This is a genomic window from Levilactobacillus namurensis DSM 19117, from assembly GCF_001434785.1.
In the GTDB taxonomy this organism is placed as follows: domain Bacteria; phylum Bacillota; class Bacilli; order Lactobacillales; family Lactobacillaceae; genus Levilactobacillus; species Levilactobacillus namurensis.
Genome location: NZ_AZDT01000001.1, coordinates 20,749 through 43,194 on the forward strand (window position 1 = coordinate 20,749; position 22,446 = coordinate 43,194).

Here is a 22,446-nt window from a genome sequence, read left to right on the forward strand (position 1 = left end):
GAGGCTATATGGAAAATCAACAATTGGCAAGAAAGTTAAAGCGGCGGCACGTTCAGATGATTGCGCTGGGAGGCGCCATCGGGACCGGACTCTTCTTAGGTTCCGGGACGGCCATTCAAAAGGCGGGTCCTTCGATCCTGCTAGCCTACGCCATTGGGGGCTTCTTCTGTTACCTGATGATGCGCGCGTTGGGGGAACTGTTACTCTCGGATACGCGGAAACACTCTTTTTTGGAATTTGTGAATCAATATTTAGGCAAGAAGTATGAATTTGCGATTGGCTGGACTTACTGGCTATGTTGGGTCAGCCTTGCGATGGCCGATCTGACGGCCAGTGGGATCTATATTCGCTACTGGTTCCCGGGAATCCCGCAGTGGCTGACGCCGTTGATCATCATCGTGATTCTGTTGGCGTTCAACCTGCTCTCCGTGAGTGCCTTCGGGGAACTGGAGTACTGGTTCTCGATGATCAAGGTCGTCGCAATCGTAGCCTTGATCGTTACTGGGGTGGCCTTGATTGGGTCGAGCGCCACGGTGGGCGGTCATACCGTCACTATGGCGAACCTGGTTAGTCACGGGGGCTTCTTCCCTAAGGGGCTAAGTGGCTTTGTGATGTCGTTTTCACTCGTGATCTTTGCCTTCACGGGGATTGAAATGGTGGGAATCACGGCCGGAGAAGCCGAGAACCCCGAAAAGGAACTACCCCGGGCCATCAATAGTTTGCCCCTGCGAATCTCGTTCTTCTACGTTGGGGCGTTGTTGGTGATCATGAGCATCTACCCTTGGACGGCGATTACGCCAGCCCAATCACCGTTCGTGCAAGTCTTTAGTGACGTGGGCATCAAAGCCGCGGCCAGCATCATCAACTTCGTGGTCTTGACCGCTGCGCTGTCGGCCTGCAACAGTGCCATCTTTAGTACCAGTCGGACCCTGTTCACGTTGTCCCATGGCGATAATGCGCCTAAGTGGATGGGGAAGGTCAACCGGTATAACGTGCCGGCACGGTCGTTAGCCTTTTCATCCGGGATTCTGTTGGTGATCGTGGTCTTGAACTACGTGATGCCTAGCACGGTCTTCACGTTGATCTCGAACGTGGCGACGACTAACTTTATCATCGTGTGGTGTTCGTTGTTGGCCTGCCACTTGGTGTACAAACGGACCATGGATTCCAGCCACAACCCCTTCAAGTTGCCGCTGTTTCCTTGGACCAACTGGGCGACCATGGCCTTCTTTATTGCAGTGACCGTGGTGCTATGCTTCGATCCCGTCAACCGCTGGGCGGTCATCGGGTCAGTGGTTTGGTTTGCGGCGTTATTAGGGAGCGAAACGCTTCTGCGACGGCGCCAAGCTCAATCGTAACTTACTGAATTTGGGTCGTGAAGGCCGTCTTTAGGGACGGTCGGCACGGCCCGTTTTGTATTGGTCTAGTATCTGGTGTAGGGCGGTGAGGTAGGCTTGGCGCAAGCTGGCGGGGGCGATGACTTTGACTTGGGCACCCAGTCCCAAGAGGTATTGGACCATGTAGGCCTGTTCGCTGGGAGCGTACTTGCCCGTTAGCCAATCTTGGTCGGCGTGGTGGTCAAGGTGCATATTGGGGTAGCGGTTCTTTTGCACTTCTTCTCGGCCGAGAGGGGTCAGCTGACAGCGAAAGGGAATCGTGTAATGGGCGTCTTGGTACCGCTGAAAGGCCTGGGGTAAGTCGCTACTGGTAAATGGGGCGACACGGTCCGTTGGAGTCAGGGCTTGAATGGCATCGCAGCGGTAGATTCCCCAGGACTGTTCAGCCAAGTGGTAGCCGCTAAAGAACCAGATGCCGTGGCGAAAGAGGAGGTCGTAGAGTTGAAAGTCGCCGGTGTAGGGGGCAATGTTCAAGGTCAGATGGACCACCTGCGGCTTTAAGATGGCGGAGAGTAAGTCCGGGAGAAAGTTGGGACGGTCCAGGTTGGTGACGGTGTAGTAGTGGACCACTTGCTGGAGGCGGTCGACGGTCCGTTGTTCCTGGTGGGGCAACGTTGCCATGAGTTTATCGTAGATGGTCCGGTAAGACTGGTCGAAGGGGGTCACGGCGAGGAGCCGGAGCGCTTTGATAGCGAAGAACAAGGCGTTGACCTCTTGGAGGTTAAAGGTCACGGGAATCCAGAGTCGCCGGTGGATCAGTTGGTAGCCGCCGTAACGACCGGGCTCGACGTAAAAGGCCAGTCCGAGTTGTTCTAGGGCGGCGATGTCCCGTAAGGCGGTGCGTTTTGAAATCTGAAACTTCGTCATGAGGTCGGCCAGATGAAACTGAGTTTGGTTACTGAGAAAGATCAGTTCTTGGTTGAGCCGTTCAGAACGGGTCATGGGAACCACTCCTTAAAAAGATTTTCAATGGTGCCATTAATTGTCACCATTCAACGCTATGCTTAGTATATCAAATCGAAACCACTAAGGAGTTTTTAGATGACCACACTTTTGATTAACGCCCACCCAGATTTTCAAAATGACCAACACTATTCGGCAAAGTTAGCCCAGCGCTTCCTAGAACACTATCAGGCGGCCTTCCCGGAACAGACCGTCGATGTTTTGAACCTATACGGGACCGAGATTCCGCAACTGACCACGACAGCACTCTTGGGTGTCTGGCGCAAGCAGGCCCAACACGTGACGTTGACGCCGGACGAGCAACACACAGCCGCCGTGAATCGCCAGTTATTAACACAATTCAAGGCCCACCACCGAATCGTCATCGTGTCGCCGTTGCACAACTTTAACGTCACGGCGCGGTTAAAGGACTACCTGGACAATATCCTGGTTGCCCGAGAGACGTTCCGGTACACGGAAGCGGGGTCGGTGGGGTTGATGACTGACGATTACCGGGTGCTCTTATTACAGGCCAGTGGGAGTGTCTATACCCGCCAAGACCGCTACACCCCCATGGAATTCTCCCGGCTCTATTTGGATAAGATGTTTACGGAGGTCATGGGCTTTGACACCTTTGACATTGTCCGGATTCAGGGTACCCAGACCCACGGCGTCCGGATCGACGATGCCGTTCAGGCGGGCTATCGCGACCTGGATGCGGCGTTTACTCAGTTTTACCGGTAGGCAGTCAACCCTAGTTTAGTCACGGGGCAGGCGGTGATAACCCCCGCCTTACTGGTTGGTCCTGACGAGGTTGGAAATTGAGCGTTCCAAAGCAATGGTTTCTAACGTTTGAAATTGGAAGGATCAACGTGGGGGACTGTTAAAACCAAACGATAAGGCGTAACCCTTATTAGACCTCGAGCCCGTGGTACGCCTCATCATACATTTGATGGGTTGACGCCATGGTTACAAACAACTAACGGTCGTCGTTACGCAAGTAATCACTGTGACCTTATCCTGCTGGGGATGAGGTCTTTTTTAATTGATAATAGTTGTCAATCATAAGATTAGGTGCTGCGGCCTGATAGCGCATTAGGTTCCTGTAAGGTGGATGACGATCACCACGGTTTTATTTTAAGACCGGCCACACCGGTTGGGAGATGTTGGAACGTCCGTTCGTTTCTCCGGATTTTCTAGGGGTTTCTGGTATAATGGACAGGATAAGAAAGGGGAGAAGCGGTGTGTTCGTACCACTACAAGTTCTGAGTACCTACAGCTTATTACAGAGTCCTAACCGCATTGAGGCTTTGGTGCAGACGGCCAAGCAACGGGGGTATACCGCTCTGGCCCTGACGGATAAAAATGTCATGTACGGCGCGGTTGCCTTCTACAACGCTTGCCAGCAGGCCGGGATTAAACCGTTGCTGGGATTGACGCTAACGGCGCAAGGAATCGTGGCGCAACAGGCGACCAACCTTGACTGGCTGGTCATTGCCCGCGACTTTACGGGGTATCAACAGTTGATGCAACTCTCAACGGCCGCCCAGGTGGGGCAAGGTCCCGTGGATCTAGGACAGCAGGCTGCTAAGTTGACCCACGTGATGGTGGTTGCACCGCTGAATAGCGAGGTGCATCAGTTATTGGCGACCGGTGATACGACCGGGGCTACCCGGGTTCTACAACGGCTGCAACAACTGGTGGGGACGGATCAAGTCTGGCTAGGAATTTCGCCGACGTTATCCCCCGAGCGCCAAGACCAGTTGGCCCAACTTAGCCGGCAGACCCAGGTTGCATTGGTGGCCGTGGAGCCCGTGGCGTACCTGAACCGGGAAGACCACTTTGCAACGGCTGTGTTGCGGGCCATCGCGGCGGGAACCACCATTGATGATCCGGCAACGGCCAAGCAGCAAGCGGGTCAGCATTGGTTGCGTCCGGCCGCGGATCAAGACCAGCGGTTTGCGAGCCCGTTGCTGCAACAAGCCGCTGCTAATACGGGCCGGTTGGCTGATGCGACCCAGGTCACGCTGAAGTTTCAGCAGCCGCAGCTTCCCCACTACCCGACACCGGCTGGTCAGACCTCGCAGTCGTATTTGCAACAGCTCTGTACTCAGGGATTGGCGCGCCGGTTACGTGAGTTACCGGATGCGCCGACGCAAGACTACCGGCAGCGGTTAGACCGGGAGCTGGGGGTCATTCACCGGATGGGGTTCGATGATTACTTTTTGATCGTCTGGGACGTGATGAATTATGCGCACCGGGCCCATATTCAGACGGGACCGGGACGAGGTTCAGCGGCTGGTTCTCTGGTGGCCTACGTCTTGGCCATTACGGAGGTCGACCCTTTGCGCTACCACCTCTTATTTGAACGGTTCTTGAACGAGGAGCGGGCGCAGATGCCCGACATCGACTTGGATATCCCCGATGATCGGCGCGGGGATGTGCTCAACTACGTACATGATAAGTACGGGCATACCCGGGTCGCTCAGATCATTACGTTTGGGACGCTGGCTGCTAAGGCCGCCCTGCGGGATGTGGGGCGGGTCTTAGGTGTCAGTCCGTATGAAATGAGTGACTGGAGCGCGGCGATTCCCAACCAATTACACGTGACCCTAGCCGAAGCCTATCAACAGTCTCAACGCTTACGGAACCTAGTGGCGGATAGTGAGCGTAACCAGTTGCTCTTCACCACCGCCCAAGAATTAGAGGGGCTTCCCCGTAATTACTCGACCCATGCGGCCGGCATCGTCTTAAGCCAGGGGGACCTGACACAGCTGGTGCCCTTACAACCGGGAAGTGATGAGCTGCTGATGACGCAGTACCCCAAGAACACCGTTGAAGCGGTTGGCCTCTTGAAGATGGACTTCTTGGGGCTGCGGAACCTAAGTATCCTAGCGAACGCGTTGCGGCTGGTTAAGCGACAGACGGGTCATTCCTTGGATGTGAACGCCATCGACTTAAATGACCCGGCGACCCTGAAGCTTTTTGCCCAAGGGGAAACTAACGGTGTCTTCCAGTTTGAATCAGCCGGCATCAAGCGAGTCTTGCGGCAACTGCAACCCGATAGTTTTGAATTGGTCGCGGCCGTCAACGCGTTGTACCGGCCCGGCCCAATGGAAAACATTGACACGTTTGTGAAGCGCAAGCGGGGGCAAGAGCCGATAACCTATCCGGCTGCGGCGTTGCAACCCATTTTGGGTCCCACTTATGGCATCCTGGTCTATCAAGAGCAGGTCATGCAGGTGGCCTCCGTCATGGGGGGCTTTACGCTGGGGCAAGCCGATTTGCTGCGACGGGCAATGAGTAAGAAGAAAAAGGCCACGATGGACGCTATGCAACGGCAATTTGTGAGCGGCGCGCAACGGCTGGGCTATCCGCGTGACGTAGCCGAGCAGGTCTTTGCGTACATGGACCGGTTTGCCAATTACGGGTTCAACCGGTCACACGCGGTCGCGTATAGTAAGCTGGCCTTTCAACTGGCCTATTTAAAAGCCCATTATCCGGGGCCGTTTTACGCAGCGTTACTGAATTCGGTGATCAACGTGCCCACCAAGACCAAGTTATACCTCACCGAGGCCAAACGCCATGGCGTGACGATTTTGCCACCAGATATCAACCAGTCGACGGCTTACTTCAACCTGGCGCAGCACCACGCCATCATCTTTGGCCTGAGCTCCATCAAGGGGGTTCGGCGCGACTTCTTGCGCGACGTCTTGGCGGACCGGCATGCTCAGGGGCCGTACCATGACCTGCACCAGTTCTTGGAACGGATTGAGCCGAAGTACCGGAAGGAAGACTTGCTGGATGCTTTGGTCTACGCGGGGGCTTTTGACCACTTTGGGTATAACCGGGCGGAGCTGATTGCGGCGATTCCGGAGTTCTTGAGCAGTGTCGAGCTGTCTGGAGATAACGTGGAATTGTTCGCGGCGCTAGCACCTAAAGTAAAGGCGCGGCCAGACCTGGACTTGATGACGAAGCTGACTAAAGAAGAGGCCGTCTTGGGCGCCTACTTATCGGGTCATCCGGTAGAACAGTACCGTGAGTTGGCAGCCAAACGTCACGCCCAACCCATCAGTGAATTGGCTACGGTCAACCGGGTAACGCTGGTCGCTTACATCACGGCGATTCGGACGATTCGGACCAAGCGAGGTGAGCCCATGGCTTTCTTGACGGTCAGTGATGAGTCGGGAGAAGTCCGGGTCACAGTCTTTCCGAACACTTATCGGCGGGCAGCCGAGTGGTTAGCGACGGATCAAGTGATCGTCATTCGCGGTAAGGTCGAGCGCGAGCGGGGGCTTCAGGTCGTGGCGGATCAGGTGGAGATGGCGCCTGCGCCCACGCGATTGCCGGCCGGAGCGCGATGGTTCATTCGCGTCGATGCCCAGCACGATGACCGCCAGACGGCGCAAGCCCTGGCGACCTTCTTGACCCACCATGCGGGAGCCGTACCAGTCATCGTCTACCAACCCCAGACCGACCAGAAGCGGGTCCTGCCGCAACGGCAGTGGTTGGCGGATGATTCGTCGTTGCAGGCCTTGTTAGAACAGCTTATGGGCCGGGGCAACGTTGTTTTACAAAATGGATAGACCAATTTAATTAAAAAAACCTCTAGACTTATAATACCGGTTTTAGTATGATATATACCAATGATACGATATTGAACTTTGGAGGTTTTTTTAATGCAGTTGAACGTTAAAGTTTATTCAGATGGCGCAGAACTTACAGCGATGAAGCAGGTTGCGGCCCAAGGAATCGTCCAGGGCTTTACCACGAATCCCAGCCTAATGAAGGCTGCGGGAATTACTGATTATTTGGCCTTTGCCCGTGAGGCCGTGGCAGCCTTTCCGGATCAATCCATTAGTTTTGAAGTGTTTGCGAACCAACCGGACCAGATGTTAAAGGAAGCCTTGGTCTTGGCGAACCTGGGGTCACACGTGGCGGTCAAGGTCCCCATCATTCGGGCGACGGGGGCCGATAATACGGCGGTGATTTCCCAACTTTCCCAAGCGGGGGTTCAGGTCAACGTGACGGCCATTACCACCCTGGAACAGGTTCAGTTAGCAGTGAACGCCCTGGATCCCGCAGTAGGGGGCATTGTTTCTGTCTTTGCTGGCCGCATTGCGGATACGGGCGTTGATCCGTTGCCGCTGATGCGTCAAGCAGCCACACTCTGCCACGCCAAGGCCGGGGTGGAACTCCTCTGGGCTAGCACTCGTGAAGTCTTTAACATCGTTCAGGCTGATCGGATGGGCTGCGACATTATTACGGTGCCCCCCAAGATTCTGGCCAAGATGACTAAGTTTGGCAAAGACGCGTTGCAGGTTTCAGTGGACACGGTCAAGACGTTCGATGCGGATATCGCTGAACTCGGTTTCACGATTCCCACGGCGGATCAAGTGGCTCCGAAAATTTAAAAAAACGACGCTTAATTATAAGTAAATGATAAAAAAAAGAACCCGGAAAAGACGGAAACGTCGCCGGAAAACGCTTACTTTGAGAATTTAGAAACAAACTCAGTGAAATTCGACGAACATAGCAGACATAAATTTTTAAAAGTGCTAAAATACTTTTGGAATCAAATTTGTGCCGAAACTTTGGTTTGCTGAATTTTTTTGGTAAGCCGTGTTCGTGCCAATTCTAAAGGAGAGATTTTTCTAATGAAGAAAACCAAGATCGTAAGTACCCTTGGTCCTGCAAGTACTGACGTCGATACGATTGTTAAGTTGATTGAAGCCGGCGCTAACATTTTCCGGTTTAACTTCTCACATGGTGATCACGAAGAACACCTTGGTCGTTTGGAAAACGTCCACAAGGCGGAAAAGATTACTGGTAAGACGGTTGGTATCATGTTGGATACGAAGGGTGCCGAAATCCGGACGACCGTTCAACAAGGTGGTAAGTTGAATTTCACGACCGGTGATCAATTCCGGATCTCCATGGATGCTTCCATCGAAGGAACCAAGGAAAAAATCGCGGTTACTTACCCTGGCTTGTACGATGATGTTCACGAAGGTGGCCACGTCTTATTCGATGATGGTCTGCTGGACACGGTCGTTGACAAGAAGGATGACGCAACTAAGGAATTAGTTGTGACTGCCCAAAACGATGGTGTTTTAGGTTCCCGTAAGGGTGTTAACGCTCCTGGCGTTTCCATCAACTTACCTGGGATCACTGAAAAGGACTCCGATGACATTCGCTTCGGTCTGGACCACGAAATCAACTTCATCGCCGCTTCCTTCGTTCGGAAGCCACAAGATGTTTTGGATATTCGTGAACTCCTCGAAGAAAAGCACATGGAACACGTGCAAATCTTCCCTAAGATCGAATCCCAAGAAGGTATCGACAACTTTGATGACATCATCAAGGTTTCTGATGGTCTGATGGTTGCTCGTGGTGACATGGGTGTCGAAATTCCAACGGAAAACGTGCCTTTGGTTCAAAAGGCTTTGATCAAGAAGTGCAACGCCTTAGGCAAGCCAGTAATCACGGCGACCCAAATGTTGGACTCCATGCAAGAAAACCCACGTCCTACGCGTGCCGAAGCTTCTGACGTTGCCAACGCCGTCTTTGATGGTACGGATGCAACCATGCTTTCTGGTGAAAGTGCTAACGGTGAATACCCTGTTGAAGCCGTTACGACGATGAACCGGATTGACATCAAGGCTGAAAATGCTTTGAAGGACTTTGGTCGGGACAACTTAGACTTCGATAACGGTGACGTTACGGAATCTATCGGTGCTTCCGTTGCCCGGGTCGCTAACCAATTAGGGGTTAAGACCATCGTGGCTGCTACGGAATCCGGCTACACGGCACGGATGATCTCCAAGTACCGTCCAAATGCCAACATCTTAGCCGTTACGTTTGATGACCGGACCCGTCGTGGGTTGATGGTCAACTGGGGTGTTTACCCAATCGTTACGGAAAAGCCTTCTAACACTGATGCAATGTTCGATTTAGCAGCTGCTAAGGCTGTTGAAACCGGCTTGGCTAAGGAAGGCGACTTAATCCTGATCACTGCCGGTGTTCCTGTCGGCGAACGTGGGACTACGAACTTGATGAAGATCCAATTAATTGGTTCTAAGTTAGTTCAAGGTCAAGGTGTCGGTGATGACACGGTTATTGGTAAGGCCGTTATCGCGAACACCGCTGCTGATGCCAACGCTAAGGTAACTGAAGGTAGTATCCTGATTGCCAAGAACACTGACAAGGACTACTTACCAGCCATTGAAAAGTCCAGTGCCGTTATCGTTGAAAACGGTGGGTTGACTTCTCATGCCGCTGTTGTCGGTATCTCCATGGGGATTCCTGTCATCGTTGGTGCCGCTGGTGCCAGTGACAAGATCTCTGATGGTGAATTGATCACCGTTGACTCTCGTCGGGGGATCGTTTACCACGGTGCTTCTAACGCACTTTAAGCTTAACTGAAATCTAACGAAAGGGTTCGAGACGTCTGTCTCGAACCCTTTTTGCTTTTCCGGAACGAAATACGCAGACGCCGTTTTTGCCGATCCGGTACTGAAACGCGGGCCCCAAGCACCCAGCAGTATGAATCACCTTGGGGGCCACGTTCTCTAACGGGGCAAATCATGAAAAGGTGGGGCAGCCGGCAATTGGTGGCGGTTACGCGAATGATTCGTCGGGATTTTATCGGGGAATCTCTCGCTAGTTCTGCCATTTCCGTGTAAAATACAAGGTAAGGCTTTTGAACGGATCACCGAGAACGCTCGGTAGAAACGAGGAAATTATGGAAAACTTACTAGGACGAATCGTTGCGGGTAACGTGACGGACCAAAACGAAACGGATTACTTTGTGCAGGTTGCGGGGACCACTTTTCGGTTAGCGAAGAGTGAAATCAAGAAACCATTGCGTGCTGGCGCCACTTTTCGCGGCTTTGCTTACGAGAATGAAGATCACCAGATGGCGATGACCCGGAACGCGCCGGATGCCCAAGTTGACCACTATGGTTGGGGGACGGTCGTCCGGACCCAGCGGCAGTTAGGGGTCTTCGTGAATATCGGCTTACCCGATAAGGACATCGTGGTCTCGTTAGACGACTTGCCAGACATGATGGAACTGTGGCCGCAACAGGGGGACCGGCTTTTGATTGCCTTGCGAGAAGACGCCAAGCACCGGTTATGGGGTGTCTTAGCGGATACGGACATTTACCAAGCGATTGCCCAGCCGGCTAAGGCGAACATGCAAAACGCTAACGTAACGGCGACCGCTTACCAGTTGAAGTTAGTCGGTACTCGGGTCATGACGGACCACTTTGAATTGGGATTCATTCACCCTAGCGAACGCGAACGTGAACCGCGTTTAGGAGAAGAACTGCACGCTCGGGTCATCGGGGTACATGATGACGGGACCCTTAATTTATCGCTGAAGCCACGGGCTTACGAAGCCATCGATGATGATTCAGCGATGCTGTTAGCGGCGCTCGAGCACTCCCAAGCGGGCCACCTCGAGTTTAGTGATAAGAGTTCACCGGCGGCCATTAAAGCGTACTTTGGAATCAGTAAGGGACAATTTAAGCGTGCGGTGGGCCACCTGTTAAAGGCGCGGCGCATTAGTCAACACGATGGGGAACTCTGGCTGGTTCAGCCCGAAGAATCAACGACCGAAACCACGCCAGACACGACCGACTAAGGCCACGCGCGGCTGAGGAGGGATGTTGATGACCACGTTAGCAATGATGACGGCTGATTTTGGCCATTATTTGACCGTTGAACAGGGGCTAGCCGCCAATTCTGTCAGCAGCTACACTCAGGAAGTCCGGGAGTTTGGTGACTACCTGCAGACGCAGGGAGTGGGCGACTTCTTACAGGTCGACCGGGTCACCGTGATGAATTATTTGGCGGCGTTGACCAGTCAAGGTAAGGCGCGCAATTCAGTGATCCATGCGGTCTCCGCGCTCCGTAAGTTTTACCGGTATCTGGTACAGACCCACCAGACGACCACTAATCCCATGGCGAACGTGGCGGCGCCCAAGCACGCTGAACATTTACCGGCCGTGTTGACGGTCGCGGAAGTCGACCGCCTGTTAGCGGCGCCCGACACGACCGATAAGTACGGTATCCGGGATCGAGCCATGTTGGAGGTTTTATATGCAACGGGCTTACGGGTCAGTGAGCTGGTTCACCTGAAGCTGGTCGACTTGCACCTGGAGATGGGGTTGATTCAGACCCTGGGTAAGGGCGACAAGGAGCGCATCGTGCCGATTGGTGATGTGGCGAGCGATTGGGTTCAACAGTACTTGCAGCATAGTCGGCCTGTCTTATTGAAGCAGCGGACCAGTCCCTACTTATTCTTGAACGCTCACGGTGGCGGCTTGACCCGCCAGGCGATTTGGCAAAAGATCAAGCGCTACGTGGCCTTGGCGGACATCCAAAAAGACGTGACGCCTCACACGTTGCGCCACTCCTTTGCGACGCATATTTTGGAGAATGGGGCGGATCTGCGGGTGGTTCAGGAGCTACTGGGACACGCGGATATTACCACGACCCAGATTTACACCCACATCTCGAAGAAACGCTTGACGGCGGTATATGACCGGTATCACCCCCGGGCTTGATCGCCAGTTGTTTCGGATTTTAAAGTGTGGTAAAGTGAGTGGACGTTTAGACGGAGGACAAGTATGTTATTGAAGTATCGTAGCGATTATCAAAAGATTGCAATGGGGATCTTAAGCCTTGATCCCGTCTTTAAGGATTGGGACCGACTCCAGCATGCGCTGACCTGGTACCAGACGGGCGACGACCGTACCCTTTACTTGTGGAAGGATCGCCGCGATGATTTTGCCGGAATCTTAGGCACCGAACAGCAGGGCCGTTACGTGGTGGTGCGTTTACTGACGTTGATGCCGGATAAGCAGACCACCCGTAATGCCCAGAACATGCTGGATGACTTGGCCGCGACGGTCCCCCAACAACGGGTGATGGGGACGTTGGCGAATGCCAAGATTATTGCAGAGTGGGAGTATCAACATGGACAAGACCACGATGGACGGTCAACCGCTGATTCAAGTCAGTGATTTTGAGGGGCCGCTCGATCTATTGCTTCACCTGATTAAAACCAATGAAATGGATATTTACGATATTCGCATTGCCACCATTACCACGCAGTATCTGGATTATTTGCATCAGATGCAGACGTTACGGTTAGACGTGGCAGGCGAATATTTTGTGATGGCTGCTAATCTGATGGCCATCAAAGCCAAACTATTATTGCCGAAACCACAGACGGTGGTTCCGGCAGCGGACGAAGAAGCGTATAGCGATCCTCGAGAAGAGCTGGTCAACCAGTTGTTAGAGTATCAACGGTACCAGCAGGCGGCCCAGGATTTGAAACGCCGGGCCCAAGAGCGGCAGCAGCACTTTACCCGCTCCGCGATGGCGGTTCCCAGTGATACGCCGTTGACCGTGGCTCCGGGAACGACCGTTGCGGATTTGCAGGCGGCGTTGCTTAAGTTGGTCCACCGGGTGTCGGTGGCGCGTCCCGTGACCCAGCGGGTGGCCTCGGAGCGTTTTACCGTGAAAGACCAGATGCGTACGGTCTTACACCGTTTGAATCGGCAACCCGTGACCTTTGATCACTTGTTCGGGCCGACGCCGGTCTTAGAGGAAGTGGTCACAACTTTTTTGGCCGTCTTAGAATTAGCCAAGCGACATCAAATCGCGTTACACCAAGCGAGTCGGTTAGTCCCCTTGCAGTTGAACGCAGTTGTTAAAGGAGACGATGATCATGACACCACTCGCACAGATTGAGGGGCTACTATTCGTTAGTGGCGATGAAGGGATGACCGTGGCGGACTTAGCGACAGTCACGGGCCTGCTGAAGCCGGCAGTCTTGGCCACCTTAGAACGGTTGGCCCAAAAATATGCCGCGGATACGGATTCCGCACTGGAATTGATGGTCAATGAGACCACGTATCGGCTCGTGACCAAGGAAGCCGCCAGTGACCTGATCAAGCGCTACTTTGAAAGCCCGCTCAGTACTACCTTGTCCCAGGCGTCCTTAGAGGTTTTGGCCATTATTGCTTACCGGCAGCCGATCACGCGGATCGAGATCGATGAGATTCGGGGCGTCCAGAGTGCATCGACCGTGCAGAAATTGGTTCTGCGGCGTCTGATTGAAGACGCCGGTCGCCTGGATGAGCCGGGGCGGCCGAAGCTTTACCGTACCAGCGCCTATTTCTTAGACTACTTTGGGCTGCAACAGCTGACGGACTTACCGCCGTTACCCGCTGCCGCGACCCCCGATCCGGATGGGGACCATCCTGACGGTGACTTATTCTTACAAGCTTTTAACCAGAGCCTTAACCAATCAGGAGATGAAAATTAATGGAACGATTGCAAAAAGTTTTAGCCCATGCCGGTGTCGCGTCACGGCGTCAGTCCGAAAAGTTGATTACTAGCGGTCACGTGCGGGTCAACGGAACGGTGGTCACGGAATTGGGGACCAAGGTCGGCGTGCACGACCAGGTCTCCGTGGATAATGTGCCCATTACCCATGAAGATCCCGTATACGTGATGCTGTATAAGCCGCGGGGTGTCGTCTCAACGGCCAATGATGAGAAGGGGCGGCAAACGGTCGTGGATCTGATCGAAAATGTCTCACAACGGATCTACCCCGTGGGTCGGTTGGACTATGATACCTCCGGGTTATTATTGTTGACCAATGACGGGGAGCTGGCTAATCGGTTGACCCATCCTAAGTACGAGGTCGAAAAGACTTACGTGGCCAAAGTCACGGGGATTCCGAGTAACGATGCCATGCGGCAGATTCGTCAGGGGATGACCATCGACGGTGAGGCGTACGCCCCAGCGAAGTTGAAGCTGTTGAGTAGCGACCAGAAGAAGCATACGGCCATTGTGCAGTTAGTCTTGCACGAGGGGAAGAACCACGAGGTCAAGAAACTGTTGGCGGCCGTGGGCTGTCCCGTAGAGAAGCTGAAGCGAGAAGAGTATGGGTTCTTGACTCTCAAGGGCTTACAGGCGGGCGATTCACGTTACTTGAAGCCAAGCGAATTGGCCGAGTTGAAGCGTTTGACGGGCATGGTTCAATAGTTTTAGTTGACAATCTTACAAAAAGTTAGTATATTATAAGCGTAATTAAATCTATGGTTCATCTTCAGGGCAGGGTGCAATTCCCGACCGGCGGTAATAGTCCGCGACCCGCGTGAGCGGTTGACCCGGTGCAAATCCGGGACCGACAGTATAGTCTGGTATGCAGGAGATGGGACGTTGTTTTTACGTATAATCACGTGAATTTCAAGGTCTTGCCCTTCTGCGGCGAGACCTTTTTTGGTTGCGTCGCTAAGATGGCCGCAAGGAGGAAACAGCTGATGGAGAGTCAACAACAGGGATTGGGCGTACGGGCAATGGTGGAAATGGCGCTGTTTGCAGGCGTTGCGTACGTGTTGATGTTTATTTCATTACCAATTATTCCCATTGTGCCCTATATGAAGTTGGATTTAAGCGATTTGGTGGTTCTATTAGGGATGAGCGTGTTTGGTCCCGGAGGCGCCATCTTAATTGCTGCGGTTAAAGAGCTTTTGTACTTCGTATCGACCGGGATGGACGTTGTGAACCTGATTGGGGTTTTAACCGCGTTCATCGCGGACTTGGCCTACATGTTACCCATTAGTGCGGTCTTGCGCGCTCACCCGAACCAATTACGGCGTCAGGTGTGGGCGGTGTTGGCCGGGACTTTGAGCCTCACGGCGGTCTTATCGCTGGCCAATTGGGGCGTGATTACCCCCCTGTACCTGAAGGTCTGGGGGATGTCGTTGGGCTTACCCGTGAACCAGTTGATTCTGTTAGGGATCATTCCGTTTAACTTGATCAAGGGTGTCGTCTTGGGTATCCTGTTCATTTTGCTCCACCGGCGGATGCAGCCTTGGTTGGCTAAGCACGCGCAACATTAAGGATTCAATTTTAAATTTGTTTGTTCGGGGTCGACGGTCGCGTCGGCCCTTTTTGAGTATGGTAAACTGGTTTCATGGATAAAAGGAGGTGGACGCGTTGGAGGCGGATGATTTGTTACAGCTACTTAGTTCCCGGCAGGCTCGGCGTCTACGCGTCATTGAGAATCTTCTGCGGGGACGGCGAACCGTGTCGACGCTCTTTTGGGGGCAGCGTTACCGACTACTGTACCTCTTGGACCTTGGTAAAGCGTTGACGCGGGGCGGTTTAGATGGCCCAGCTCAAGCGTTGGTGGACCGCCAATTAGCCACTTGGGAGGCGGAAGAACAACCACAGCTGCGGTTGACCCCAGCGGGCGTTGCGGCGCAGCACGCGGCTCAACCGTTCGTCCCGCAGACCGCCGTACTCTGGCCCCAATTAGATATTAATGCCGCCCGAAAGCGCCTGTTGCTAGGCGTTCAGGTCGTTTCAGAGTATCAGCATCAGACCAAGCGGTATTACCCCTTGGCCACGGACCTCGCGACCCGGCAGTTGGTTCGACGGTGGTTCTACCAAAGCGACCGTCAACAGTTGGGGACGGCGTTACAGGCAACCTTGACCCGAAGCTTGGCGCGATTGCCGGAGCGGGTCGCAACGGTGACGGTGGCGGGGTTCACCGGCTATCAGCAGCCGGGGTTGACCAACCAGCAGTTGGCCGTGCGGTGGCAGACAACGGCTTGGCAGGTCTACTTAATGCACATTGAAGCGGTCGTGACGATCGCCCAAGCGGCGCAGGTCGCGACTGACCCTCTGTCAGGCTTGCTGGGGCCACTGTGGACGGTTCCCGTGACGAAAAGCGCTCAGGCGACCTTGGCTGCCGTTCAGGCGGGGGGGACGTTGGATCAGATTGCCCGGCAACGGCGGATCAAGCCCAGCACGGTTCGCGAGCACCTCTTAGAGGCGGCCATTATGTTACCCGAGGCGGCCTTCCCGTACGAACGGCTGTTACCGGCGACCACGCAACGGACCCTATTGGCGCTATTGCCGGCAGCCATTGACGATTGGACGTATACGGACTTGGCGCCGGCGGTACAAGCCAAAATTGACTTTTTTACGTTTCGACTGTTAGCAATTTGGCAAGATAAGCGGGGGGATTCTCATGGAAAGTCTAACGGCTAGTCTAGAACGCGTCTTTGGTTATACGACCTTTCGTGCGGGCCAGCAAGCAGCGCTCACGGCACTAGAAGACCAAAAAGATACGTTAGCCGTCCTGCCGACGGGAGCGGGCAAGACCTTGATCTACCAATTATACGGGTACCGTCACCCGGGCTGCGTCCTGGTGGTTTCTCCCTTATTGGCCTTGATGAACGACCAGGTGGACCGTATGCGCGTTGCGGGGTTTCGTCAGGTGGCGGCCGTGACGTCGTTGACCAGTTTCACGGAACGGCAGGAGATCTTAGCCCAGCTTGACCAGTACCGTTTTCTCTTCCTCTCACCGGAAATGTTGGCGCAACCGGCCGTGTTGAGCCGGATTCAGCAGATTTCCTTAAGTCTCTTAGTGGTCGATGAGGCGCACTGTATCGTGCAGTGGGGACCGGATTTTCGGCCGGAATACCTCTTATTGGGTGCAATTCGTGAGCGGTTGGGGCGGCCCCTGGCGCTTCTTTTGACGGCAACGGCTGACCACACCACGCGCATCGAAATTGCGAAGCAAATGCGAGTAACGCCCACGGTGGTCGCGGAACCCATCGACCGGCCCAACGTTTTTTTGGATGTGGAGACCGTGGCTAATGAGACGGAGAAGCGTGAGCGGCTCTTGGGGCTGGTCAGCCAGCTTCAGACGCCCGGCGTGGTTTATTTTTCCAGTAAACAGCAGGCAACGGATACGGCTAGCTGGTTACAAGAACAGACGGGCTTAGCGGTCGCAGCCTATCATGCGGGATTGTCGAGTGAAGACCGGTTCAAGATTCAACAACAGTTTATGCAAGATGATTTGGCGGTGATCTGTGCGACCAGTGCCTTTGGCATGGGCATCGACAAGAACGATATCCGCTTTGTGATTCACTATCATCTCCCGGCCGACCTGGGGAGCTACGTTCAGGAGATGGGCCGTGCGGGGCGAGATGGTCAGACCAGTGTGGCAATTCTGCTCTATGCGCCGGGGGATGAGCGGTTGCCCCAGGCGTTGAACGAGACCAACCGACCGGATGACGTGACGATCCGTCGCTTCTATGCGACCCCCCAGCACTTTAGCCTAGAGGAACCGGGGATTCGGTTGTTGACCTTTTACCGCGACCACGGGATCTCCGAACCGGCTGTTCACGCCTTATTTGAACGGCGTGAGCGCGAGCGACGGGCGGCCCTGGACCGGATGGTGGCTTATGTGCGTGAACCAACGTGTCTACGGCAAAATTGGTTGACGGCGTTCGACCAGACCGCTCCGGACCACCAGGCCAAGACCTGTTGTGCGCCAGGCGGTCAAGACTTAGATATTACGGCGCTAGGCTTGCGGCGAACACCGGCCGAAGCGGTGACGGCTCCTAACAGCGATTGGCAAACTCAGTTAGCTGGGTTGTTGACGGCGGCTCCAGCGGTACCGGAGGGGTGAAGCCATGCCGGTTAGATTGAACCCATTATCTAGATTTAACGGATTGGCTACTGGGCTTTAAGGTGGTTAGCAGCTGATAGGCTCTGGTCATCTTAGGGGATGGTCATGTGCCGCTCAGAGGTAAAGACTTTTTGAAGAATGCCGTCATACCGGCATTTTAAACAATTATTGCTATGCTATCAGGATTGGTTGTGCTACAATTACCGTTGAAAGTTTTTCAGGGAGGTTAGGATGATGAGTCAGAAGCGTGACGAGCATACAAAGGAAGAAACGTCGCGACCATGGGAGCAATCATTTGCCGATGATCGTGACGATCAAGGGAACTTGTCCCGAACCAAAATGCGGCGTCAGAATCATAGTAATACGATGGTTACAATTATTTTGGTCGCCATCATTGTCGTGATTGCAGCCGCCTCGCTGGTCTATGGCTTAGCTCGGCAGAGTTCGGTCAATCGGCCACAGAATACGGAGAAGGTCGCTGCCAGCTCCTCGAATTCCTTGAAGGCGAAGCCTAAATCTAAGGCCAGTTCGAAGCAGTCGTCGAAGGCGACTAAGCAAGCCCAAACGACGTCTAAGAAAAAGCGTCAGTCGTCTACGGCGGCAACCACGGCCAGCTCAACTGAAGCGGCCGCTAGCAGTTCTACCGCGACGAGCGCTTCGAGCACCACTAGCCAATCGAGTCACCAAGCATCCTCATCAAGTACCAGTAGTAGCACGAGTGCCAGCGGTTCTAAGTACGCCACGGTTGAATCCGGACAAGGGATTTATCGGGTGGCGACGAACGCTGGTATTTCTGTGCAGAAGTTAGAAGAACTGAATGGCCTGTCTTCCGGGGCAACTGTTCACCCCGGCCAGCGTCTACGGGTACGGTAAAGTTTTTAGATAAATCGAAATAAGGAGTTTGATATAAGATGGATAAGCCAGGATTACAGGTCGCCATTGACGGCCCCGCTTCAGCTGGGAAAAGTACGGTCGCTAAGATTGTTGCGCAACGCTTCAACTACATCTATTGTGATACCGGGGCAATGTACCGGGCAATTACTTGGAAAGCGTTGCAAGCGGGCGCAGATCTAGGCGACGAAGCAACGGTCAAGGACCTACTGGATCACATGACGATTCGGTTTGAGCCGGGAACCCCCGTTCAAAAGGTGTTTGTGGATGACACTGAGGTCACGTTAGCGATTCGACAACCCGATGTGACTAACTCGGTCTCCCAGGTCTCTGCGTTACCGGCTATCCGGCAAGAATTAACGGCGCGTCAGCGACAAATTGCTGATGCGGGTGGCATTGTGATGGATGGCCGCGATATTGGCTCCACGGTGCTTCCCCAAGCGGAAGTGAAGATTTTCTTGGTCGCCAGTGTGGATGAACGGGCCCAGCGACGGTTGAAGGATAATGCAGCAAAGGGCATCACGACGCCGTTAGCAACGTTAAAGCATGAGATTGAAGAACGGGATCGGAAGGATTCCACTCGGAAAGTGTCCCCATTGACCCAAGCGGCCGATGCGATTCGCTTAGACACCACTTCGTTATCGATTGAGCAAGTGGCTGATCGGATTGCTGAAATCATTCATGAAAAAGAATTGCAACAGAAATAGGCATTTTACTAGCTTTTATCGCTATAATCAGATAAAATGGTGTTTAGAGTTGTCGCAAGGAGGAAATATTCGCATGAGTGAAAATGGCACGAGTCAAAACAATGATAACAACGATTTGCTGAACGCGTTGAACAACGTGGACAACGTTAAGGTCGGCGATGTCGTTAAGGGTGAAATCTTAGCCATCGATGACGATCAACAAGCAATTGTTGGTATCGGTGAAACTGGTATTGAAGGGGTTGTTCCCAAGAAGGAACTTTCCACGAAGCCAGTCGATGATATTAAATCAGTAATTAAAGTCGGGGACGTCTTAGACCTCGTCGTAATCTCACGTATCGGTAACGATAAAGAAGGTGGGAGTTACTTGCTCTCACAACGTCGTTTGGAAGCCCGTAAGGTTTGGGACGACATTCAAAAAGAATTCGAAGCTGGTCACACGTTAACGGCCCCTGTTACCCAAGTGGTTAAGGGTGGTTTAGTGGTTGATGCTGGTGTCCGGGGCTTTGTTCCGGCATCTATGGTTTCAGACCACTTCGTTGAAGACCTTTCGCAATTCAAGGGTCAAACCTTGGAATTCAAGATTGTTGAAATCGAACCAAGCGAAAACCGTTTGATCTTATCTCACCGGGCAATCGTTGAAAAAGAACGCGCTGCTCAACGTGAAGAAATCATGTCCAAGCTGCAAGCTGGTGACACGGTTGAAGGTAAGGTTGCACGTTTGACGAACTTCGGTGCCTTCGTTGATCTTGGCGGCGTGGATGGTTTAGTTCACGTTTCTGAAATTGCTTACGAACGGGTTGAAAAGCCTAGTGACGTACTGAAGGTGGGCCAAGACGTTAAGGTTAAGGTCTTATCCGTTGATCCAGAACGTAACCGGATTTCCCTGTCCATCAAGCAAACTTTGCCTGAACCATGGGATGGTATCGAAGAAAAGGCACCACAAGGTAGCGTCTTAGATGGGACCGTTAAGCGGTTGACCAGCTTTGGGGCTTTCGTGGAAGTCTTCCCTGGTGTTGAAGGCTTAGTTCACATTTCCCAAATTTCTCACCAACACATCGCGACGCCAGCTGACGTCTTGAAGGTTGGTCAAGAAATCAAGGTTAAGGTCTTAGATGTTCGTCCAGACGATCACCGTTTGGCATTGTCCATCAAGGCTCTGGAAGAAAAGCCACAATCCTCTGACGAAGAAAATGGTAACAGCAACCGTGCTGAAAGCCGTCCTCGTCGGAACAATGGTGGTGCCAACCGTTCTCGGCGGAACAGCCGGAACGCTGCTGAAACTTCTACGGCTAACGCCCCAGAAGAAAGCACCGGCTTCTCTTTAGGTGACCTGATTGGGGACAGCCTGAAGAAGGATATCGAAAACCAGGAAAACAACAACGACTAATTAAGTCGGATTAAAGGGGTCTAGAGCGGAACTTTGTTGGGTTGCGTTCTAGACCTCTTTTTCTTATCATTTTAATCGATTAAGTAAATGTCACAACTAAAGGAGGAATTTGTGATGGCATACCCTGTAGTCGCCATTGTTGGGCGTCCCAACGTCGGGAAATCGACCTTGTTCAACCGCATTGCCGGTGAACGCATTTCCATCGTTGAAGACACACCGGGGGTTACGCGTGATCGGATTTACGCGCCCGCGGAGTGGTTGGGGACGGAATTCCGAATGATTGATACCGGGGGAATTGATATGGGGGACGAACCGTTCCTCAGTCAGATTACCCAGCAAGCGGAGATCGCCATTGATGAAGCTGACGTGATCGTCTTTATCGTGAGCGCGCCTGAAGGCATCACGGACGCGGACGAAAAGGTCGCTAAGATCTTGTACCGTTCTAAGAAGCCGGTCGTGTTAGCCGTAAACAAAGCGGATAATCCTGAGGTGCGGGAAACGGTCTACGATTTCTACGCCTTAGGCTTCGGTGATCCGTATCCCGTTTCCGGGGTCCATGGATTGGGCCTAGGGGACTTGTTAGACGCCGTTATTAAGGAGTTTCCGGATGAAGCGGGAACGCCTCAGGACGATTCAATTCGCTTCAGTCTGATTGGCCGTCCCAACGTTGGGAAGTCTTCGTTGGTCAATGCCATGTTAGGGGAAGACCGGGTCATCGTCTCCAATATTGCGGGGACGACCCGGGACGCCGTGGATACCAAGTTTACGGCGGACGGGACCCACTTCACCATGGTCGACACGGCGGGGATTCGGAAGCGTGGTAAGGTCTACGAAAACACGGAACGTTATAGTGTGATGCGGGCCATGCGGGCTATCGATGACTCTGACGTGGTCTTGATGGTCATGAACGCCGAAGAAGGTATCCGGGAACAAGATAAGCGGGTCGCTGGTTATGCGCATGAAGCGGGTCGGGGCGTCATTATTTTGGTCAACAAGTGGGATACCCTGAAGAAGGATAACCATACGCTGACCGACTTCCAGAACCTGATTCGGGCGGAATTCCAGTACCTGAGTTACGCGCCGATCCTGTTCGTTTCGGCCAAGACGGGCCAACGACTGGACCAATTACCGGCCTTGATCAAGCGCGTATCGAAGAACCACAACCAACGGGTCCAATCCGCAACGTTGAACGACGTGATCATGGATGCGATTGCGTTGAATCCGACGCCTTCCGATAACGGGAAGCGGCTGCGGGTCTACTACGCGACGCAAGTGGCTGTGGCGCCGCCAACTTTCGTGGTCTTTGTGAATGATCCGAAGATGATGCACTTCTCATATGAGCGTTTCTTGGAGAATCAGATTCGGGAACACTTTGATTTTGAGGGGACGCCCCTGCATCTGATCGAACGTGCGCGGAAGTAGTTCCTAAGCCCGTGAAATCAGTGTTTCCCCCGATTCTGGGAGAATCTTAAGGAAATCCCAAGATATTCACCGAAAATCACTAAAAAATCGCGTTATCCCTTGTCATATAAGGCTTCCTGTGCTATCTTTGATAAAGAAATGATGCGGTTTCGCCGCAGTTGTTTCATCATTTTTGGACCACTCAAAAAT

At 53.3% G+C, this 22,446-nt stretch carries 19 protein-coding genes and 1 riboswitch; of the genes, 18 read left to right on the top strand and 1 reads right to left on the bottom strand.

The features are described from left to right. Nucleotides 1-8: 8 nt before the first annotated feature. On the top strand, nt 9-1,358 hold the full coding sequence (locus tag FD30_RS00075; protein WP_056943395.1) for an amino acid permease: 1,350 nt from the start codon (nt 9-11) through the stop codon (nt 1,356-1,358). 30 nt (nt 1,359-1,388) lie between these two features. On the opposite strand, the gene FD30_RS00080 is transcribed toward FD30_RS00075, so the two are convergent. Continuing rightward, nucleotides 1,389-2,339 (bottom strand): helix-turn-helix transcriptional regulator, encoded by a 951-nt coding sequence (locus tag FD30_RS00080; protein ID WP_056943396.1) that lies wholly within the window; start codon nt 2,337-2,339, stop codon nt 1,389-1,391. Between the two features lie 99 nt (nt 2,340-2,438). Here FD30_RS00080 and FD30_RS00085 point away from each other — a divergent pair, with 99 nt between their 5' ends. The 17 genes from FD30_RS00085 (at nt 2,439) to der (ending at nt 22,257) form a co-directional block, all read left to right on the top strand. Beyond that, nucleotides 2,439-3,083: an FMN-dependent NADH-azoreductase gene (locus FD30_RS00085; RefSeq protein WP_056943397.1), complete on the top strand. Its 645-nt coding sequence runs from the start codon at nt 2,439-2,441 to the stop codon at nt 3,081-3,083. A gap of 470 nt (nt 3,084-3,553) precedes the next feature. After that, nucleotides 3,554-6,925 carry a DNA polymerase III subunit alpha gene (gene dnaE / locus FD30_RS00090; protein ID WP_056943398.1) on the top strand — a complete coding sequence of 1,124 codons (3,372 nt, stop codon included), beginning with the start codon at nt 3,554-3,556 and terminating at the stop codon, nt 6,923-6,925. A gap of 93 nt (nt 6,926-7,018) precedes the next feature. Next, nucleotides 7,019-7,753 (top strand): transaldolase, encoded by a 735-nt coding sequence (locus FD30_RS00095; protein WP_056943399.1) that lies wholly within the window; start codon nt 7,019-7,021, stop codon nt 7,751-7,753. Nucleotides 7,754-7,996: 243 nt separating this feature from the next. Continuing rightward, the gene (gene pyk / locus FD30_RS00100; RefSeq protein ID WP_056943400.1) at nt 7,997-9,754 is read left to right on the top strand and encodes a pyruvate kinase; all 1,758 of its coding nucleotides are present in this window, start codon (nt 7,997-7,999) and stop codon (nt 9,752-9,754) included. Nucleotides 9,755-10,083: 329 nt separating this feature from the next. Then, a complete protein-coding gene (locus tag FD30_RS00105; protein ID WP_056943401.1) occupies nt 10,084-10,986 on the top strand; it encodes a CvfB family protein in 903 nt (300 codons plus the stop codon). Nucleotides 10,987-11,014: 28 nt separating this feature from the next. Then, nucleotides 11,015-11,911: a site-specific tyrosine recombinase XerD gene (gene xerD / locus FD30_RS00110; protein ID WP_056943402.1), complete on the top strand. Its 897-nt coding sequence runs from the start codon at nt 11,015-11,017 to the stop codon at nt 11,909-11,911. Nucleotides 11,912-11,974: 63 nt separating this feature from the next. Then, nucleotides 11,975-12,370, top strand: coding sequence for a hypothetical protein (locus tag FD30_RS00115; protein ID WP_056943403.1), 396 nt, complete (start codon nt 11,975-11,977; stop codon nt 12,368-12,370). Continuing rightward, nucleotides 12,291-13,103, top strand: coding sequence for a segregation and condensation protein A (locus FD30_RS00120; protein WP_225426454.1), 813 nt, complete (start codon nt 12,291-12,293; stop codon nt 13,101-13,103). Before FD30_RS00115 ends, FD30_RS00120 begins: the two co-directional genes overlap by 80 nt. Then, nucleotides 13,081-13,680 (top strand): SMC-Scp complex subunit ScpB, encoded by a 600-nt coding sequence (scpB, locus tag FD30_RS00125; RefSeq protein ID WP_056943404.1) that lies wholly within the window; start codon nt 13,081-13,083, stop codon nt 13,678-13,680. Before FD30_RS00120 ends, scpB begins: the two co-directional genes overlap by 23 nt. Then, complete coding sequence (locus tag FD30_RS00130; RefSeq protein ID WP_056943405.1) at nt 13,680-14,405, top strand: pseudouridine synthase; 726 nt, start codon at nt 13,680-13,682, stop codon at nt 14,403-14,405. Before scpB ends, FD30_RS00130 begins: the two co-directional genes overlap by 1 nt. Before the next feature lie 56 nt (nt 14,406-14,461). Next, nucleotides 14,462-14,580: riboswitch (FMN riboswitch) on the top strand. A gap of 103 nt (nt 14,581-14,683) precedes the next feature. After that, on the top strand, nt 14,684-15,265 hold the full coding sequence (locus FD30_RS00135; RefSeq protein ID WP_056943406.1) for an ECF transporter S component: 582 nt from the start codon (nt 14,684-14,686) through the stop codon (nt 15,263-15,265). A 97-nt stretch (nt 15,266-15,362) separates the two neighbouring features. Continuing rightward, nucleotides 15,363-16,421 carry a helix-turn-helix domain-containing protein gene (locus FD30_RS00140; protein WP_056943407.1) on the top strand — a complete coding sequence of 353 codons (1,059 nt, stop codon included), beginning with the start codon at nt 15,363-15,365 and terminating at the stop codon, nt 16,419-16,421. Further along, nucleotides 16,402-17,850, top strand: a complete 1,449-nt coding sequence (locus FD30_RS00145) for a RecQ family ATP-dependent DNA helicase (protein WP_082604749.1) — start codon at nt 16,402-16,404, stop codon at nt 17,848-17,850. The genes FD30_RS00140 and FD30_RS00145 overlap by 20 nt, the downstream gene beginning before the upstream one ends. 234 nt (nt 17,851-18,084) lie before the next feature. After that, entirely contained in the window at nt 18,085-18,723 is a 639-nt protein-coding gene (locus FD30_RS00150; RefSeq protein WP_056943408.1) for a LysM peptidoglycan-binding domain-containing protein, read from the top strand. Between the two features lie 38 nt (nt 18,724-18,761). Next, nucleotides 18,762-19,448: a (d)CMP kinase gene (gene cmk, locus FD30_RS00155; RefSeq protein ID WP_024746260.1), complete on the top strand. Its 687-nt coding sequence runs from the start codon at nt 18,762-18,764 to the stop codon at nt 19,446-19,448. A 73-nt stretch (nt 19,449-19,521) separates the two neighbouring features. Continuing rightward, a complete protein-coding gene (rpsA, locus tag FD30_RS00160) occupies nt 19,522-20,835 on the top strand; it encodes a 30S ribosomal protein S1 (RefSeq protein WP_024746261.1) in 1,314 nt (437 codons plus the stop codon). A 114-nt stretch (nt 20,836-20,949) separates the two neighbouring features. After that, complete coding sequence (gene der / locus FD30_RS00165; protein WP_024746262.1) at nt 20,950-22,257, top strand: ribosome biogenesis GTPase Der; 1,308 nt, start codon at nt 20,950-20,952, stop codon at nt 22,255-22,257. The last annotated feature ends 189 nt before the right edge of the window (nt 22,258-22,446 follow it).